Origin of the sequence: Rubrivirga litoralis (assembly GCF_031846415.1) — a bacterium.
GTDB classification, from domain to species: Bacteria; Bacteroidota; Rhodothermia; order Rhodothermales; family Rubricoccaceae; genus Rubrivirga; species Rubrivirga litoralis.
On the sequence record NZ_JAVRHT010000008.1, the window covers coordinates 30,229 to 47,351 of the forward strand.

Here is a 17,123-nt window from a genome sequence, read left to right on the forward strand (position 1 = left end):
CGCCCAAGAACGGCGGGCGGGGAGGTGCCCTACGCGGCCTCGACCGCGAACGGGGCTACGGCCTCCTCGGCGGGGCGGGCGTCGGGGAACCACCCGAGCAGCCGGCGGACCACGTCGTCGAGGAGGGCGTCGGGGCACGAGGCGCCGGCGGTCAGGAGCACGTCGAGCGGGCGCCCACCGCCCCGCCCCGCCCCGCCCTCGGCGGCGAGCGGGAGCCAGTCGCGCGTCTCCCGGGTCTGCTTGGTGCGCCAGTCGAAGTGGCGGATAAGCCGCGGGCTCACCAACTCGTCGGCGTCGCGGACGAAGAACGTCGGCAGGCCGGCGTCCTCGCACAGCTCGACGAGGTGCGACGTGTTCGACGAGTTGTACCCACCGACGACGATCGCGAGGTCGGCGCCGTCGGCGATAAGGGCCGTCGTGGCGTCCTGGTTCTCCTTGGTCGCGTAGCACAGCGTGTCCGACGTGTCGGCGAACGCGTCGTCGCTGCCGTCGCGGGCGACGATGGCCTGCCGCAGGCGCTCGGCGATCGCGGCCGTCTCGGTCGCCAGCATCGTCGTCTGGTTGACGACGCCGAGGCGGGCGAGGTCGCGGGCGGGGTTGAACCCGTCCGAGGTCCGCCCGGCAAAGCGCTCGGCGAAAAAGGCCGCGTCGCGGCGGCCCTCGACGACGGCGGCCAGGTCCTCGGCCTCGGCCTCGTCGCGGACGACGACGACCGGGGCCTGGGCGGCGGCGCGGCTGAACGTGGCCTGCGTCTCCTCGTGGTTCCGCTTGCCGTGGACCACGACCGTGTAGTCGCGCTCGCCGATGTGCGCGCTCTTTTTCCACACGCGGACGACGAACGGGCACGTCGTGTCGTAGGCGAGCGGGTCCACGCCCTGCACCGCGAGCGCGTCCATGACGTCGGTCGGGGCGCCGAAGGCCGGGATGATGACGAGGTCGTCCGGCCCGAGCTCGTCGAACGGGATAAGCTGCTCGCCGGTCGTCGTCCGCAGGAACCGGACGCCCCGGGCCTGCAGGTCCTCGTTGACGTGGGGGTTGTGGATCATCTCGGACAGCAGGAACACGCGCCCGGCTGCGGCCTTCTCGGGATGCTCGTCGAGCGCCCGGTACGCGATCTCAATCGCGTTCTCGACCCCGAAGCAGAACCCGAAGTGCCGGGCCAGCTTGACGCGGAGCGGCCCGAAGTCGAGCACGCTGGGTGAGAGGTCGCGCTTGCGCGGGTCGGCCGCCCGCCGCGCCGCCTTCACGCGGCTGACGACGGGGCTGCGGTAAAAGTCGGGGACGTCGAACTGGCGGGCCATCCGGTAGCGGGCGGGGTCGGCAAAGTACCCGGCCCAACGGCCCCACCCCGCCCGAGGGTCTGCGCGCGGGCGGGGCGGGGCGGGCTCCGCAGAGAATTGGCGGCGCGGGCGGGCGTGCAGAACGCGCCACCCCGCCCCTACGCGGTGCGGGCGGGGCGGTCTCGGCGTGTCCCACCCCGCCCGCGCCCAGGGCGGGGCGGGGCGGTCTCAACACGCCCAGCCCGTGCCGTGGGCGGGGTGGGTGCCGCCCTGCCCGGACGCTGCGGCCCGACGGCGTTGCATACAACGCCGCTACGGCGACCGCCCCGCCCGTGGCGTGGGCGGGGCGGTGACCTCCGCTGCCCTACGCCTTCTCCGCCAGCCGCCCCGCCCACTCGCGGCGCCACGCGGGGAACCGGCCCTCCAGGATCGCCGCGCGCATCTCGCGCATGGTCCAGAGGTAGAGCCCGACGTTCTGGGCGCTCGCGATCTCCATGAACAGGGGCTCCTTGGCCAGCGTGAGGTGGCGGAGGTACGCCTTCGAGAACGTCCGGCTGTGGTAGCCGTCGAGGCCGGCGTCGACGGCCTCCGCCGACTCGGCCCACCGGGCGTTCTTGATGTTGACGAGCCCGGCCGTCGTGAAGAGCGAGCCCGTCCGCGCGTTTCGCGTCGGCATCACGCAGTCGAAGAGGTCGACGCCGCGGGCCACGTTCTCGATCAGGTTCTGGGGCGTCCCGACGCCCATGAGGTAGCGCGGGCGGCTCTGGGGGAGCACCTCGTTGGTCACCTCGACCATGTCGTACATGACCGGCGCGGCCTCGCCCACCGAGAGCCCGCCGATGGCGTAGCCCTCGGCGTCGAGGTCGAGCAGCGCCTCGGCGCTCTCGCGGCGGACGTCGGCGTAGACGGCGCCCTGGACGATGGGGAAAAGCGCCTGGTGGTGCCCGTAGTGCGGGGCGGTCGCCCGGGCGTGCGCGAACGCCCGCCCCGCCCAGCGGACCGTCCGGGCGTTCGCGCGCCGGGCCTCGGCGCGGTCGACGGTCGCCGGCGTGAGCTCGTCGAGCACCATCATCACGTCGGACCCGATGTCGCGCTGCGCGTCGACGACGGTCTCGGGCGAGAAGAACAGCTTGTCGCCGGTGAGGTGGCTGCGGAACGTGACGCCGTCCTCGCTCACGTCGCGGCGGCCGGCGAGCGAGAACACCTGGAAGCCGCCCGAGTCGGTCAGGATCGGCCCGTCCCACGCCATAAAGCGGTGGAGCCCGCCGAGGGCGCGGAGCGTCTCGCGGCCGGGCCGCAGCGCGAGGTGGTACGTGTTGCCGAGCAGGATCTGCGTGCCCAGCTCGCGGAGCGTCCGCGGGGCGAGCGCCTTCACGCTGCCCACGGTCCCGACCGGCATGAACCGGGGCGTCTCGACCGTCCCGTGGTCGGTGTGGAGGAGGCCGGCGCGGGCGCCGGTGTCGGGGCACGTGGCCTGGAGCTCGAACGTGAGGGGCACGGAAGCAGGCCCCAAGGCGGGGCGGGGTGGACGCCGAGGGTACGGCCCCGACAGCCCCGCCCCCGGCAAGGCCGCGCGAAACACGCCGCCCCGCCCGCGCACGGCGGGGCGTCTGGGCGGGGCGGTCGTCTGCGTGACCCGCATTCAAACCGGGCGGGGCGGGGTGGGAGGAGTCCCCCTCCTGGTCAGGAGGGGACAGGGGTGGTGGACGGGCAGGCACGGCGCTCCGACGGCCTAACACGGGTTCGTCTGGCATTCGCCGTCCGCCCCGCCCGAACGCCCCTCACCCTGTCCCTCTCCCACGGGGAGAGGGAACCCCAAAGGGCGGGGCGGTGCACGGCGAGTCGCCCGAGCCCGGGCGCCCCAGAGCCGACACCGCCCCCACCCCGCCCCAAGCGGGCGGGGCGGCCTACTCCGAGCGGAGCACGGCCAGCGGCGGCTGCCGCAGCGCCCCCCGGCTGCCCAAGAGCCCGACCGCGACCGTCAGGAGCGGGACCACGACGAGCGCCCACCCGAGCCACGTGAGGTCCGGCCGGAACGGGATCTCGAACACGAACGCGGCCAGCCCCCACGCCCCAGCGAGCGCCAGGACGCCGCCCGTGAGCGCGGCGAGCACGCCAAGCAGCGCGTACTCGGCGACCAGGATGCGGCGGACCTGCGCGCGGCTGGCCCCCAGCGTCCGCAGCATGACCACCTCGCGCGTCCGCTGCCCGAGCGCCACGCGGACGGCGCCGGCGAGGACCACGAGCCCGGTCGCGACCGCGAACAGCGCCATGAACCGGAGCACGAACGCCACGCGCGCGAGGACCCGGTCGATCAGCGACAGCACCAGCTGCACGTCGACGGCCGACACGTTCGGGAACGCCTCGACGGCCGCCGACTGGACGCGCGCGCTCCGCTCCGGTGAGCCCGCCCGCGTGAGCACGATCGCCGTCTGCGGCGCCGCGTCGAGCGGGCCGGCGGCGAAGACGGCGAAAAAGTTGGGCTGTACCTGCGCCCAGTCTACGTCGCGCAGGCTCGTCACCACGCTCTCGACGTCCGCCCCGCCCACGCTCCACGTGATCCGGCTGCCCACGCCGACGTCTAGGTCGGCGGCCAGCTCGGCCTCGATCGAGACCGGGACGACGTCGGCGTCCTCGGGCGCCGTGCCCTCGAAGGCGCCGGCGACGACGGTCTCGGTCGGGACCGTGTGCGTCCGGTACGTCGAGCGGTACTCGCGCGTGAGCGTCCACCGCTCCGGCCCGCCCTCGGTCCCCGCGAACGAGTCGTCGGCCGTCTCCAGGAGCGTGTCGACGGGGACCCCGTCGACCGCCGCGATCCGCATCTGGACGAGCGGGACCTCCTGGATCACCGGGAGCCCCTGCGACTCGACGAGCGCGCGGAGGCTGTCGCGCTGCGACGGCTGCACGTCGAACAGGATGACGTCGGGGCTCCGGTCGTCGCCGGTCGGGACCGCCACCTGCTCCAGGATCGACCGCTGCACGAGCGCCAGCGCGAGGACCAGGAACACGCCCAGCCCCATCGTGAGCAGCAGCACGAGCGTCTGGTTGCCCGGCGTGTACAGGTTCGCGAGCCCCTGGCGCCACGCGTACGGGAGCCCGGGCCGGACGACGCGCCGGAGCACGCCGCGGACGGCCACGGCCGCGAGCGCGAGGAGCGCGAACACGGCGGCCGTCCCGCCCACGAACGCCGCCGCCCCGCCCCACGACTGCGTCTGGAGGTAGGCGAACCCGCCCACGGCCGCGACCAAGAGCGCCACGAGCAGCCACCGGAGCGGGTCTACGCCGCCCGCGCGGGCGTCGGCCCGGAGCGCCCGGAGCGGCGGCACGCGGCGGACGCCGACGAGCGGGAGGAGCGCGAACAGGAGCGCCGTCACGAGCCCCACGCCCAGTCCCTCGACGAGCGCCCGCGGCACGACGTCGTTCTGCACGTCGACGGGCAAGAACCCCTGGAGCACGAGCGGGAGCAGCCGCTGCACGCCGACGCCCAGCGTCGCCCCGAGCACGGCCCCGACCAGCCCCAGCGCGAGCGCCTGGAGCGCGTACACGGCGAGCACGCGGCCCGACGACACGCCGAGGCACCGGAGCGTGGCGACGGTCTCGGCCTTTTCGCCCACGTACACGCTCACCGACGACGCCACGCCGATTCCGCCGAGCAGGAGCGCCACGAACCCGACGAGCGACAGGAACCGCGTGAGGTACCCCGACGCCTCGGTGATCTCCTGCTGCTCCTCGCCCGCCGTCTCGTAGCGGACCTCGTAGTCGTCCAGCCGCGAGGCGACGCCCGGCGTGGCCGCCTCGGCGTCGGGGAACCGGAACCCGACCGCGTAGCGCGCGCGGCTCCCGAACCCGAGCAGCGTCGAGTCGACCTCGGCGAGCGGGAGGTACACGCGCGGGCCGACGAGGCTCGCGATCTCGGCCTGCCCCGGCACGCCGTCCACGCGCCCGACGATGGGGTAGGCCCGCCCGCCGACCTGGACCGAGTCGCCGACGGCGGCGTCCATCTGGAGCAGGAGCGTGGCGTCGACGAGCGCCCCGCCGCCCCGCCCGATCCGCTCGGCCGCCGCCGCGGGCGTCGTCTGGACCTCGCCGTAGAGCGGGTACGGCCCATCGAGCGCGCGGACCTGGGCCAGCCGCGCGCGGCCCTCCCCGCCCGCCGACGCCGGGAACCGGGCCATCGACGGGAACGACACCTCGCGGACGACGGTGGCGCCGGTCTCGGCTTCGAGCGAGTCGAGCAGCGCCGCCGTCGAGTCCGGGAACGCCGCGCTCCGCCGGACCTCCAGGTCGGACCCGAACACCTCCTTCGACTGCTCGGCCACGGCCCGCTCCAGGTTGATCCCGAACGAGCGGATGGCCACGAGCGCGGCCACGCCGAGCGCCATCGCGGAGACGTAGAGCACGAGCCGGCGCCGCATCCCGCGGCTGTCCTGCCAGGCGAATCGAAACGGAGAGAGGGCCACGCAGTCGGTGGGTCAGTGGGTCAGGACGATCGGTCGGTCAGTGCGTGCCCCGCCCCGCCCTCGCAGTTGGGCGGAGCGAGGAGGGGCAGGGCGGGACCACCCCGCCCGACGGGTTCCCCCCCGCCTCACGCGACGCGGGCGGGGCGAACGTCGGGGGCGGGGCGGGCCGTGTCTTCGACGACGTGGCCGCCCCGGAGGCTCACGGTCCGCTCGCAGCGCGCGGCCAGCTCGGGGTCGTGGGTGACGACGACGAGGGCGGTTCCGGCCTCGCGGTTGAGGTCGAACAGGAGGGCCTCGACGCGGGCGCCCGTCTCGGCGTCGAGGTTGCCGGTCGGCTCGTCGGCGAAGAGGAGGGCGGGGCGGCCGGCGAAGGCGCGCGCGAGCGCCACGCGCTGCTGCTCGCCGCCCGACAGCTGCGACGGGTAGTGGCCGGCCCGGTTGGCCAGGCCCACGCGGTCGAGGAGGTCGCGGGCCGTCGCCGCCGCCCCGCCCTCGCCGCGGAGCTCGAGCGGGACGGCCACGTTCTCGGCCGCGGTCAGCGTGGGGAGCAGGCGGAAGCCCTGGAACACGAACCCGACCGACCGCGAGCGGAGCGCGGCGCGGGCGTCCTCGTCGAGCGGCCCGAGGTCGGTGCCCACGAGCCGGACGGTCCCGCGCGTGGGCCGGTCGAGCCCGGCGGCCAGCCCGAGCAGCGTCGTCTTCCCGCTCCCCGACGGCCCGACGATGGCGCACGTGGCGCCGGCGGCCACGTCGAACGAGACGCCGTCGAGGACCGTCAACGGACGGCCGCCGCTCGTGAACGTCTTGGTAAGGTCGCGGACGGAGAGGACGGGGCCTTCCACGGCAAGAGAGGGCGGGGTGGGGGGAGCGCCGGGCGGGGCGGCGAGGAGCCGACGCAACGCGCGCGGCCCGTCCGTACGGTGCCCTGCGCGCCGAGTTCACCGCCCCGCCCGTGGAGAACGGAGGAGAAGAGGTCGGGGAGGAGAAGAAGGGCAGAGCGTTTCCCGGCCGCCCCACCCGGGTCGGGTCCCGCCCCGCCCGGACTCCGCCTCTCCTCCTCTCTTCTTCCTCTCGTCCCCTCCTCTTCTCCTCCCGCCCCGCCCGCCCGCCGCGCACGGCGGAACCGGCCCGGCCCGTTCGGGTGGACTCCGAAACTCCCTCCGCATGGTCCTCCGCCCCGCCCTCGCCGCCCTCGTCGTCCTGGCCGCCGCCGGTTGCCAGGACGACGCGCCTACGCGCGCCATCGACGCGCCCGCCCCGCCCGGCGCGACCGCGACGCCGCCCTCGCGGACCACGCCCGACGTCCCCCTCGCCGGCGTCCGTGCCGACTCCGACACCGTGACCGTCCTGTTCTACGGCGACAGCCTGACCGCCGGCTACGGGCTCGCGCGCCCCGACGAGGACGCCTATCCGGCCCTCGTGGGCGCCCAACTCGCCGAGGCCGGCGTGCCCGTCCGCGTCGTCAACGCGGGCAACAGCGGGGAGACCTCGGCCGGCGGGCTCGGCCGCATCGAGTGGACGCTCCGCCAGACGACGCCGGACGTGTTCGTGCTCGCGCTCGGGGCCAACGACGGGCTCCGCGGGATCGACCCGGAGGCCATGCGCGACAACCTCGAAGGCATCCTCGACCACGTCCGCGAGGCGGCTCCGGGCGCCCGCGTCGTGGTCGCCGGCATGGAGGCGCTCCCGAACATGGGCGCCGACTACGCCGACCGCTTCCGGGCCGTCTTCCCCGACGTCGCCGAGCAGTACGACGCCGCGTTCGTCCCCTTCCTCCTCGACGGCGTGGCCGGCGTCCCGCGCCTCAACCAGGCCGACGGCGTCCACCCGACGCCCGAGGGCCAGCGGATCATCGCGCGGACGGTCGGCGAGACGGTCGTCCCGCTCGCGCAGGCCGAGTACGACGAGGCAGGCTAGCGCCCCTGGCCTCTCCTGCTCCAGAAGAGGGGCGTCTCGGCCGACGACAGCGTCCGCCCCGCCCGGCAGGAGCCGCATGGCAGAGCCGTAGGGGCGGGGTGGCCGCCACGCCGCGGGAAATCGCCCCGCCCTTGACTCGGAGGCGGGGCGGCCGATACCGGGCCTCCACCGCCCCGCCCCGCCCGTGACCACCAGGTTCTTCGTCGTCGACGACGACCGGCACTACGCCCGCCTCCTCTCGTACCGGATCGACAAGGCCAAGGACCACGAGGTCCACGTGTTCCACTCGGGCGAGGACGCGCTCGACGCGCTCGACCGGGTCCGCCCGGACCTCGTGCTCCTCGACATCATGATGCCCGGGCTGGGCGGCATGGAGACGCTCCGCCGGCTCCAGCTGTTCGAGCCCGACCTGCCCGTCGTCATGATCTCGGCGCAGGGGACGGCCGACGTGGCCGTCGAGGCCATGAAGGGCGGGGCGACGGACTACATCACGAAGGGCCAGGACGACCTCGTCAAGCTCGACACAGTCGTCAAGCGGCTGAAGGACCGCGTGCGGCTGGCCCGCGAGGTCGAGCAGCTCCGCGCCGAGGTCGCCAAAAAGTATGGGATGGAGGAGATCGTCGGCGACAGCCCGGCGATGGAGCGCGTCTACCAGCTCGTGCAGAAGACGCTCCGCGGCAACCTAACGGTCGCCGTTCAGGGCGAATCGGGGACCGGCAAGGAGCTCGTCGCCCGGGCCATCCACTTTAACGCCGACCCGCTCCCGGGCAAGCCCGAGCGCGGCCCGTTCGTCGTCGTGAACTCGGCGGCGATCCCGGCCGAGCTCATGGAGAGCGAGTTTTTCGGCCACGAAAAAGGCTCGTTCACGGGCGCCCATGCCCGCCACATCGGCAAGTTCGAGCAGGCCGACGGCGGGACGCTCTTTCTCGACGAGGTGGGCGAGCTCGACCTCGGGCTCCAGGCCAAGCTGCTCCGCGCGCTCCAGAACCGCGAGATCACGCGCGTGGGCGGGGCGGGCACCATCACGTTCGAGTGCCGCGTGATCTCGGCGACCAACAAGGACGTGCTCGAGATGGTCCGCAAGGGGACGTTCCGGGAGGACCTCTACTACCGGCTCTTCCAGTTCCCGATCGCCCTCCCGCCGCTCCGCGCGCGCGGCAACGACGTGCTGCTCCTGGCCCAGGGCTTCCTCGAGGACTACGTCGAGGCGTACCCGCGGTTTAAGGGGAAGCGGCTGAGCGGGGCGGCCGTCCGCGCGATCCTGGACTACGGGTGGCCGGGCAACGTGCGCGAGCTGAAGTCGACCGTCGAGCGGGCCGTGCTCATCGCCGACGGCGACGAGATCGAGGAGGAAGACCTGCTCATCAACGGCCCCAACGCGATCCGTCCGTGGGCCGAGCGCGCCGGGGCTGCGCCGGTCGCCGCCCCGCCCGCGCCCGCCGCCCCGCCCGCGGTTCCGTCTCCCGCCCCGGCGCCCGCCGAGCCGGCCGCCCCGCCCGCGCCCTCCGGCGACGGCCAGGGCGGGCCGGGCGACTTCCCCCCGCTCGCCGGGTTCGCCACCCCGCCCCCGGCCGAGGTGTACGGGCGGGGCGGGGCGGAACAGGGCGTGCCGCAGGCGCACTCGTCAGCCACGCCGCAGGACGCGCCGCAGGCGCAACCCGGGGGCGGGGTGGACGGTATAGCGGCCCTGGCGCCGGACGACCTCATCGTCCCGCTCGACGACCTCAAGCGCCAGGCGGTCGAGCGGGCCTTCGCGATCTGCGAGGGGAACGTCGAGCGGGCGGCCGGCGAGCTCGGCATCGGCCGGGCGACGCTCTACCGGCTCCTCAAGAAGTACGACATTTCGACCGAATAGTGCGTGTTGCGCGTCTCGTGCTGCGTAGCGCACCTCGACCCTACGCAACACGAAACAGCACCCATGCGCCTGACCGACTACGATCGCACCGTCCTCCGCGAGATCGACCGCTGGGAGCGGGGCGAGACGTTCCTCCAGCAGGCGCTCGGGTTCGCCATGCGGCCGGTCGACTGGGCGTTCGACCAGTTCGTGCCGGAGGCCGTGGTCGACGCGCTCACGGACGCGCTGACGAAGGCGCTCGCGGCCCTCAACGACGCCAGCGCCTGGACCTACGACGAGGCCGAGGTTCTGGAGAAGGCGCGCGCGGTCGGGATCGAAGCCGAGTCCGTCGAGGACTTGCGCGACGAGCCGCTCGACCGGCTCGACGCGCTGGCCCGGTCGTTCACGTCGCAGAACGCGGTTCTCGCCGCGCTCTCCGGGGGCGGGGCGGGCCTGGGCGGCGGCCTGCTGCTGGCGGCCGACGTGCCGGTCCTGTTCACGGTCAACTTCCGCCTGATCCAGCAGGTCGCGGCGGCTTATGGGTTCCCGCTGAAGGGGCCGGGCTACCTGCCGCTCGTCGTCGGCATCTTCAACGTGGCGGCGTCCGGGAGCCGCGAGGCGAAGTCCGACGTGCGCCGCGAGCTGGCCGTGGCCGCGGCGTCGGTCGACGGCGGCGGCTACCGCGGGCGCCGCGCCGACGGGACACTCCGCGAGCAGCTCGGGCACGTCCCCCGCGAGATCGCCAAGAACCTGGGCGCGCAGAAGCTGGCCCAGACGATCCCGATCGCGGGCGCGGCGGTCGGGGCGGGCGTGAACTACTGGTTCACCGACCAGACGGCGCAGGCGGCGGCCATGCTCAGCCGGGCGCTGTACCTGGAGCGGAAGGAGCGGCTGTAGACCGGGGGCAGGACAGCCGCCCCGCCCCCGTTGGTCCCAACATCGAACGCACCGCTGGTGCCACGGGCGAACCGCGCCCAGACCGCCGCCCCGCCCGTACGGGCGACCGCCGGTCGCCCCTACGACGGCCACCCCGCCCACGTGCCACGGCTCGGCCAGTGTGCCCGACGGCGTTGCATGCAACGCCGCTACGACGGCTGCCCCGGCGCGGGCAGGGTGGTGCATCTTCTGCCCACTATGTTCGGCCACGTTCCCGGCGTCTCCATCGGCGACCTATTCCCTGACCGCGTCGCGCTCGCCGTCGCCGGCGTCCACCGCCCGCGGCGGGCCGGCATCTGCGGGCGCGCGGCCGAGGGCGCCGAGTCCGTCATCCTCAACTGCGCGTTCGTCGACGACGAGGACCGCGGCGACATCGTCCTCTACACCGGCTCCGGCGCGCGCCACCCGAAGACGGGCCGCCAGATCGGGGACCAGACGCTGACGCGCTCGAACCTCGCGCTCGCCCAGAGCGCCCGCCGCGGCCTCCCCGTGCGCGTGAGCCGCGGGGCGGGGCGGCGCGTCTGGGACCCGCCCGCTGAGGGCTACCGCTACGACGGCCTCTACCGCGTGACGGACTACCACCCCGCCACGGGCGAGGACGGCTACCGGATCTGGCGCTTCCGCCTGGAGGCCGTCGCCGGCGAGAGCCGGGCGGCGCCCTGACCTCCCCGTCCGGAGGCCGGCCCACCCCGCCCGCGCACGCGGCGAGAGCGCCCTGATCGCCCCGCCCTCGCTGACCGGGCGGGCCGCCCCGCCCAGGGCGGCGGCCGGTCGCCCCTACCGATAGCGTGCGAGGGCCGCGGCCTCGTCGGCGGGCGGGGCGGGGTGGAACGCCTCGCGCGCCGCCTGCTCGGCCAGCCACGCCGGCACGTCGTCGCGCTTGCGGAGGGCGCGGTCGGACTTGGAGGCGACGTGCCCGTAGATCTTCCGCTCCGACGACCACAGCTTCGCGTCGCCGAAGCCCCAGCGGATGCCGCCGTAGGTCGAGGCGTCGCGGCCGTCGAGGCTGAAGCGGTCGTTGAGCCAGCACGCCGTGGCGAAGGTGTCCTGCGGCGTCTCGCGCCATTTCAGGATCTGCTTGACCCAGTACATCCTGAGGTTGTTGTTCATCCAGCCGTCCAGCAAAAACTGCTTCTGGGCCGCGTTCCACGTTTCGTCGTCCGTCTCGCCGCGCGCGAGCTCGTCGAGCGAGTAGAGGGCGGGGCGGGGGTCCGAGGCGTGGGCCTCCAGCGTCTCGCGGGCGTCGGCGGGCAGGCCGGACCACCCCGCCCAGTCGGGCTCCCAGCGGCAGCGGTGGTGATAGACTTCGCGCCACGTCAGCGTCTCGTCCAAGAACTTCCACCGGGCGGCGGGGTGGACGTCGCCGGCGGCCTCGGCGTCGAGCACGGCGCGGGCCACCTCGCGCGGCGAGAGCACGCCAAAGTGCATCCAGGGCGAGATCGCCGCCGTCGCGTCGTCCAGCGCCGGGTTGTTGCGCGTCCACTTGTAGCGGGGGACCACGTGCTCGACAGCGTGGCGCAGCCGGTCGAGCGCGGCCGAGCGCCGCCCCGCCCAGCCCGGCGCCGGGGGCACGGTCATGTCGACGCCGCACGCGGCGATGATCGCGTCGAGATCGCTGTCCAGCGGCTCGTGCTCCACGTCGAGGTCGCCGTCGAAGGGCGGGGCGGCGGGCTCCTGGCGGAGGTCGGTGTCCAGGTGCTCGTCGCGGAGCGGGGTGTGCGCGGCGCGGAACGCCTTGGTCGTCGTGAGCGGCGCCTCGAACGCGTTCATGGGGACCGCGCAGCAGGCGTCGACGGCGAGGACAGCCCGGTCGAGCCGCTCGGCCAGACGGTCCGCGTACTCGCGTGTCACGAACGTGGGCACGTCGTCCACGACGACGGCCGCGGCCCGCTCGGCAAGGCGCGCGGCGACGTCCACCGACGCCGCCCCGGCGGTTTGCGCCCCGGCGGTTTGCGCCCCGGCGGTCTGCGCCCCGGCCGCGCGGCGGACGTAGCGGACGAACCGGAGCCCGCGCGCCTCCACCCCGCCCTCCAGCTCCTGGCTCGCCTCCAGGATGAATCGGTGGAGCCGGTGCGAGGCGTACGGGTAGGTGTTGTCGAGCGTGTGGAGCACGACGACCGGGAGCCCGCGGTCGTTGCCCAGCGCGACGGCCGCGTCGATCGCCGGGTTCTCGTCGGCGCGGAGCGCCTGCATAAGCCAGCACAGGACGTAGTCGCGTCCGCGCGAGATGATGTAGCGGTCGGTGAGTTTCCGCGTGCGGAGGTCGAGGGCAGACTGTGCGGTCACGGGCAGAGGGAGGTGGCCGCCCCGCCCTGACACTCGGCGGGGTCGGCGAGTGCCGCCGCGAGGGCGGGGGAGGCGCTCAACCGGACGTCGTTCTGGGTCCACCAGGGGGCGCGGCGCATGGGGGCGGGGCGGGTGCCCGGCGCGTACGCCGCCCCGCCCGAGGCAGGTTCGGGGCCGCCCCGCCCCAGGAGGCCCCTGACAACGACGAGCGCCGCCCCCGGTGGAGGGCGGCGCTCGGAGCGGCCGGGTAGGGTGGGGCGGGGCGGTTACTCCCCGAACGCCTCCGCGTACTCGCCGTAGCCCTCGGCGCGGAGCCGGCTCGCGGGGACGAACCTCAGGGCCGCCGAGTTCATGCAGTACCGCAAGCCGGTCGGCCGGGGGCCGTCGCGGAAGACGTGGCCCAGGTGCGAGTCGGCGCGGGCCGAGCGGACTTCGGTCCGCGTCATGCCCGCCGAGCGGTCCGCGACCTTCTTGACGGCGCCGTTCGTGATCGGGCGCACGAAGCTGGGCCAGCCGGTCCCGCTCTTGAACTTGTCCTGGGACGAGAACAGCGGCTCGCCCGAGACCACGTCGACGTAGATCCCCGGCCGCTCGTTGTCCCAGTAGGCGTTGCGGAAGGCGGGCTCCGTCCCGTCCTGCTGCGTCACGCGGTACTGCACGGGCGTCAGCCGCTCGCGGAGCTCGGCGTCGGACTGGGCGTGCGCGAGCGGGGCGGCGAGTGCGGCGAGGAGGAGGAGGGCGGGGAGGCGGGGCATGTCGGGGCGGGGAGGCGCGGGCGGGGCGGGAGCGGGGAGGCCACACGGACCGCCCCGCCCTCCGCCCTACTCGAAGAGGTCGGCGTACTCGCCGTAGCCCTCGGCGTCGAGCTGGTCGGCCGGGACGAAGCGGAGGGCGGCCGAGTTGAGGCAGTACCGCAGCCCGGTGGGCTCGGGGCCGTCGGTGAACACGTGGCCGAGGTGCGAGTCCGACGACGGCGAGCGGACCTCGGTCCGCGTCATGAGCAGCGAGTGGTCGGGCTGCGTCGTGACGGCGTCCTCGCTCAGCGGCTCCCAGAAGCTGGGCCAGCCGGTCCCGCTCTCGTACTTCGTCGTCGAGGCGAACAGCGGCGTCCCGTCGACAACGTCGACGTAGAGGCCGGGCGCCTTGTTGTCCCAGTAGGCATTCGCGAACGGGGGCTCGGTGCCGTCCTGCTGCGTCACGTAGTACTGCATCCGCGTGAGCCGGTCCTGGAGCGCGGCGTCGTCGGAGCCGGCTGCGGCGGGGGCGGGGCGGAGAACGGCGAAGCCGACCGCGGCGAGAACGGCGAGCCCGGCGAGGGCGAGGAGGATCTTGTTCATGGGTCTGTCGGGTGGAGACGGACCACCCCGCCCACAGCGGGGCGGGGCGGCGGGCTAGAGCGCGGGTCCGAGGCCGCCGGCGCTCTCGCCCCAGAGCTCGTCGAGGCGCGCGTCGCGGCGGCACCCGACGCGGTAGCTCTGGTAGCGGACCGGGTTCGTGCGGTAGAAGTCCTGGTGGTAGCCCTCGGCGGCGTAGAACGGGGCCGCGTCGAGGACCGGGACCTCGACCGTGCGGCCGAACCGCTCCTCCAGCGCCGCCTTCGTGGCCTCGGCCGCCTCGCGCTCGGCCGGCGTGCCCGCGAAGATGGCGGGGCGGTAGGGCGAGCCGCGGTCGCAGAACTGGCCGCCGCCGTCGAGCGGGTCCACGTTGTGCCAGTAGACCTGGAGGAGCGTGTCGTAGCTCACGACCGTCGGGTCGTAGATCACCTCGACCGACTCGTAGTGGCCGGTCGTCTTGGACGAGACCTCGTCGTAGGTCGGGTTGGGGACGGTCCCGCCCGCGAACCCGGAGATCACGCCGGCCACGCCGTCGAGCTCCTCGAACGGCTTCTCCATGCACCAGAAGCACCCGCCGGCAAAGACGGCCGTGTCGGCGACGGCCGGGTCGATGTCGAGCGCGACGGGCGGGGCGGCGGGCTCGGACCCCGCGCAGGCGGCGCCGAGCACGACGAGGGCCGCGAGGGGGAGGAACAGCGTGAGGAGCGGTCGGCGCACGGGCGGGGCGGGGTGGTTCACGTTCTAAGACGTGCAGAGGGCGCTCGTTCTTTCGCCGCCCGCCGCCCCGCCCGGGGTCTCACCGAGGATTCGTGGCGCTGAACGTGGTCCACACGAGGACCACGCCGCAGGCGGCCCCGGGTCGCCCGACGGGCCGGTACTGGATCGGGACCTGCGCGCCCCGGTACACCTCGATGGCCACGACGTCCTGGGCGGGCACGATGTCCAGGTCTTCCGTGAGGGCGGGCGAATAGGACCCGTCGAGGTAGACGCCCATCCGGCACCGCCCGCGCGTCGACACGACGCCCGTCCCAAAGGCGCCCGGCTGGACGAGGACGCCGGGCACGCTGCCGCGGAGCGCGTCGGAGAGGACGATGGGGTTCCGGCGCGCGAGGTCCTCGGCGTCGAGGACGGTCCCGAACCCAGATTGCTGCCGCCGGAAGAACCCGTCGCGCGCCATCCGCGAGCGCTCGAGCTGTTTGCCCTCGACCACGACGCCGCCGAGGAGGCCCGTCGCGTCCTCCAGGTTCACGGCGAGCGCCCACGGGCCGGGCGCCGTCAGCTCGATCTCCAGCTCGACCGGCAGGCTGCCCACGAACGACACGCGAACGGTGTGCTCGCCCGGAGCGACGTCCTCGAACGCGGTCAGCCCCTCGGCGTCGGTTGAGGCCCCGCGCTCGCCGAGCTGGACGGTGGCGCCCACGACCGGCTCGCCGTCCGGCCGCTGGACGCCGACGTAGAGCGTGTCCGCCTGGGCGAACGCCGCGAGCGGGGCGAGGAGCAGGAGGGCGAGGAGCGGGGCGGTGCGCATGGGTGGGCGGGGCGGGTCAGCTGTAGGACGGGCGGGGCGGCCCTCTTCGTCTCTGGTCGCCCCGCCCACACGTACGGTCCGCCCCGCCCCGCCCGCAGTGGACCCCCGGGCGGGGCGGGGCCGTTCGCCCGGTTCTGCCCACCCCGCCCCCGCCCTAGCTCTATGGCTCTCGTCGCGATCGTCGGCCGTCCCAACGTCGGCAAGTCCACGCTGTTCAACCGGCTCACCGAGGAGCGCCGGGCCATCGTCGACGACCAGCCCGGGGTCACGCGCGACCGGCTGTTCGGCGAGGTCGAGTGGACGGGGCGGACGTTCGACCTCGTCGACACGGGCGGGCTCGTGCCGCGCTCGGCCGAGCGGTTCGACGCGGCCATCCGCGAGCAGGTGGTCCTCACGCTCGGCGAGGCCGACGTCATCCTGTTCGTCGTCGACACGCTGACGGGGACGACGGAGCCGGACCAGGAGGTGGCCAAGATGCTCCGCCGCGCCGAGCAGCCCGTCATCGTCGTCGCCAACAAGGCCGACACCGAGGGGCGCAAGAACGACGCGGCCGAGTTCTGGGGCCTCGGGTTCGATCAGATGTTCCCGCTCAGCTCGGTCAACGGGACCGGCACGGGCGACTTCCTCGACGCCGTCGTCGCCGCGCTCCCCGACGAGCCGGAGCGGGACGAGAGCGACGACGCGCCCCGCATCGCCTTTATCGGCCGCCCCAACGTGGGCAAGTCGTCGCTGGCGAACCGGCTCCTGGGGCAGACGCGGTCCATCGTCACCGAGATCGCTGGGACCACGCGGGACTCGGTCGACGCCCGCGTCGCGTGGCCGTCCGGGGGCGAGGACGAGGAGCCGCGCGAGGTGGTCCTCGTCGACACGGCCGGGCTCCGCAAAAAGGCGAAGGTGAAGGAGAACGTCGAGTTCTACTCGACGCTCCGCACGCAGCGGGCGCTCCAGGCGTGCGACGTGGCCGTCCTGCTCGTCGACGCCGAGCAGGGCCTGGAAGGCCAGGACGCCCGCGTGCTCCGCGAGGCGGCGGCGCTCCGCAAGGGGCTCGTCATCGTCGTCAACAAGTGGGACCTGATCGAGGACAAGGAGACGAACACGGCCCGCGACATGGAGCGCGGGATCCGGGAAAAGATGGGGCTGCTCGACTACGTCCCGGTCGTGTTCGCGAGCGCCGAGACGGGCCAGCGGGCGGGGAGGGTGCTCGACATCGCGCTCCGCGTGTTCGACGAGCGCCGCAAGCGCGTGCCGACGGCGCGGCTCAACGAGGTGGTCGAGAAGGCGGTCCAGCGGCAGAGCCCGCCGAGCTACCGCAACAACTACGTCCGCATCAAATACGCGAGCCAGATCCGCACCGAGCCGCCGGTCTTCGCCTTTTTCGCCAACCACCCGCAGGGCGTCAAGGAGAGCTACCGGCGGTACCTCGAGAACCAGCTCCGCGCCGCGTTCGGCTTCGAGGGCGTCCCGCTGACGCTGAGCTTTAAGCAGAAGTGAGGGAAGTGGAAAGTGGGAAGTGGAAAGTGGGAAGTGGGAAGTGGAAAGTGGAAAGTG

Annotated in this window: 13 protein-coding genes and 2 pseudogenes; 5 read left to right on the forward strand and 10 right to left on the reverse strand. The window is 74.2% G+C overall.

Annotated features, from left to right (window positions below; all coding sequences use genetic code 11):
• Window positions 1-29: 29 nt before the first annotated feature.
• The 4 genes from RM540_RS04940 to RM540_RS04955 all read right to left on the reverse strand — a co-directional run bounded on the left by RM540_RS04940 (window position 30) and on the right by RM540_RS04955 (window position 6,582).
• Window positions 30-1,301 (reverse strand): 4-hydroxy-3-methylbut-2-enyl diphosphate reductase, encoded by a 1,272-nt coding sequence (locus tag RM540_RS04940; protein ID WP_311662430.1) that lies wholly within the window; start codon window positions 1,299-1,301, stop codon window positions 30-32.
• A 343-nt stretch (window positions 1,302-1,644) separates the two neighbouring features.
• The gene (tgt, locus tag RM540_RS04945) at window positions 1,645-2,778 is read right to left on the reverse strand and encodes a tRNA guanosine(34) transglycosylase Tgt (protein ID WP_311662431.1); all 1,134 of its coding nucleotides are present in this window, start codon (window positions 2,776-2,778) and stop codon (window positions 1,645-1,647) included.
• Window positions 2,779-3,187: 409 nt separating this feature from the next.
• Complete coding sequence (locus tag RM540_RS04950; RefSeq protein ID WP_311662432.1) at window positions 3,188-5,740, reverse strand: ABC transporter permease; 2,553 nt, start codon at window positions 5,738-5,740, stop codon at window positions 3,188-3,190.
• Window positions 5,741-5,865: 125 nt separating this feature from the next.
• Complete coding sequence (locus RM540_RS04955; protein WP_311662433.1) at window positions 5,866-6,582, reverse strand: ABC transporter ATP-binding protein; 717 nt, start codon at window positions 6,580-6,582, stop codon at window positions 5,866-5,868.
• Between the two features lie 322 nt (window positions 6,583-6,904).
• Between RM540_RS04955 and RM540_RS04960 the strand changes: the two genes are divergently transcribed.
• The 4 genes from RM540_RS04960 (at window position 6,905) to RM540_RS04975 (ending at window position 11,090) form a co-directional block, all read left to right on the forward strand.
• The gene (locus RM540_RS04960; RefSeq protein WP_311662434.1) at window positions 6,905-7,657 is read left to right on the forward strand and encodes an arylesterase; all 753 of its coding nucleotides are present in this window, start codon (window positions 6,905-6,907) and stop codon (window positions 7,655-7,657) included.
• Window positions 7,658-7,841: 184 nt separating this feature from the next.
• On the forward strand, window positions 7,842-9,512 hold the full coding sequence (locus RM540_RS04965) for a sigma-54-dependent transcriptional regulator (RefSeq protein ID WP_311662435.1): 1,671 nt from the start codon (window positions 7,842-7,844) through the stop codon (window positions 9,510-9,512).
• Window positions 9,513-9,575: 63 nt separating this feature from the next.
• Entirely contained in the window at window positions 9,576-10,388 is an 813-nt protein-coding gene (locus RM540_RS04970; RefSeq protein ID WP_311662436.1) for an EcsC family protein, read from the forward strand.
• Between the two features lie 237 nt (window positions 10,389-10,625).
• Window positions 10,626-11,090 (forward strand): YDG/SRA domain-containing protein, encoded by a 465-nt coding sequence (locus RM540_RS04975; protein ID WP_311662437.1) that lies wholly within the window; start codon window positions 10,626-10,628, stop codon window positions 11,088-11,090.
• Window positions 11,091-11,204: 114 nt separating this feature from the next.
• Here the strand turns inward: RM540_RS04975 and RM540_RS04980 are convergent, their stop codons facing one another.
• The 6 genes and pseudogenes from RM540_RS04980 to RM540_RS05005 form a co-directional block, all read right to left on the reverse strand.
• Window positions 11,205-12,713: a deoxyribodipyrimidine photo-lyase gene (locus RM540_RS04980; protein ID WP_311662438.1), complete on the reverse strand. Its 1,509-nt coding sequence runs from the start codon at window positions 12,711-12,713 to the stop codon at window positions 11,205-11,207.
• Window positions 12,710-12,832, reverse strand: coding sequence for a hypothetical protein (locus RM540_RS04985; RefSeq protein ID WP_311662439.1), 123 nt, complete (start codon window positions 12,830-12,832; stop codon window positions 12,710-12,712). The genes RM540_RS04980 and RM540_RS04985 overlap by 4 nt, the downstream gene beginning before the upstream one ends.
• A gap of 147 nt (window positions 12,833-12,979) precedes the next feature.
• Window positions 12,980-13,402: pseudogene (gene msrB, locus RM540_RS04990) on the reverse strand (peptide-methionine (R)-S-oxide reductase MsrB); the annotation flags it as partial.
• Between the two features lie 132 nt (window positions 13,403-13,534).
• Window positions 13,535-13,954: pseudogene (msrB, locus tag RM540_RS04995) on the reverse strand (peptide-methionine (R)-S-oxide reductase MsrB); the annotation flags it as partial.
• 150 nt (window positions 13,955-14,104) lie between these two features.
• Complete coding sequence (gene msrA / locus RM540_RS05000; protein ID WP_311662442.1) at window positions 14,105-14,764, reverse strand: peptide-methionine (S)-S-oxide reductase MsrA; 660 nt, start codon at window positions 14,762-14,764, stop codon at window positions 14,105-14,107.
• A gap of 79 nt (window positions 14,765-14,843) precedes the next feature.
• Complete coding sequence (locus RM540_RS05005) at window positions 14,844-15,575, reverse strand: carboxypeptidase regulatory-like domain-containing protein (protein WP_311662443.1); 732 nt, start codon at window positions 15,573-15,575, stop codon at window positions 14,844-14,846.
• Between the two features lie 162 nt (window positions 15,576-15,737).
• Here RM540_RS05005 and der point away from each other — a divergent pair, with 162 nt between their 5' ends.
• Window positions 15,738-17,066 (forward strand): ribosome biogenesis GTPase Der, encoded by a 1,329-nt coding sequence (gene der, locus RM540_RS05010; protein WP_311662444.1) that lies wholly within the window; start codon window positions 15,738-15,740, stop codon window positions 17,064-17,066.
• Window positions 17,067-17,123: the final 57 nt, after the last annotated feature.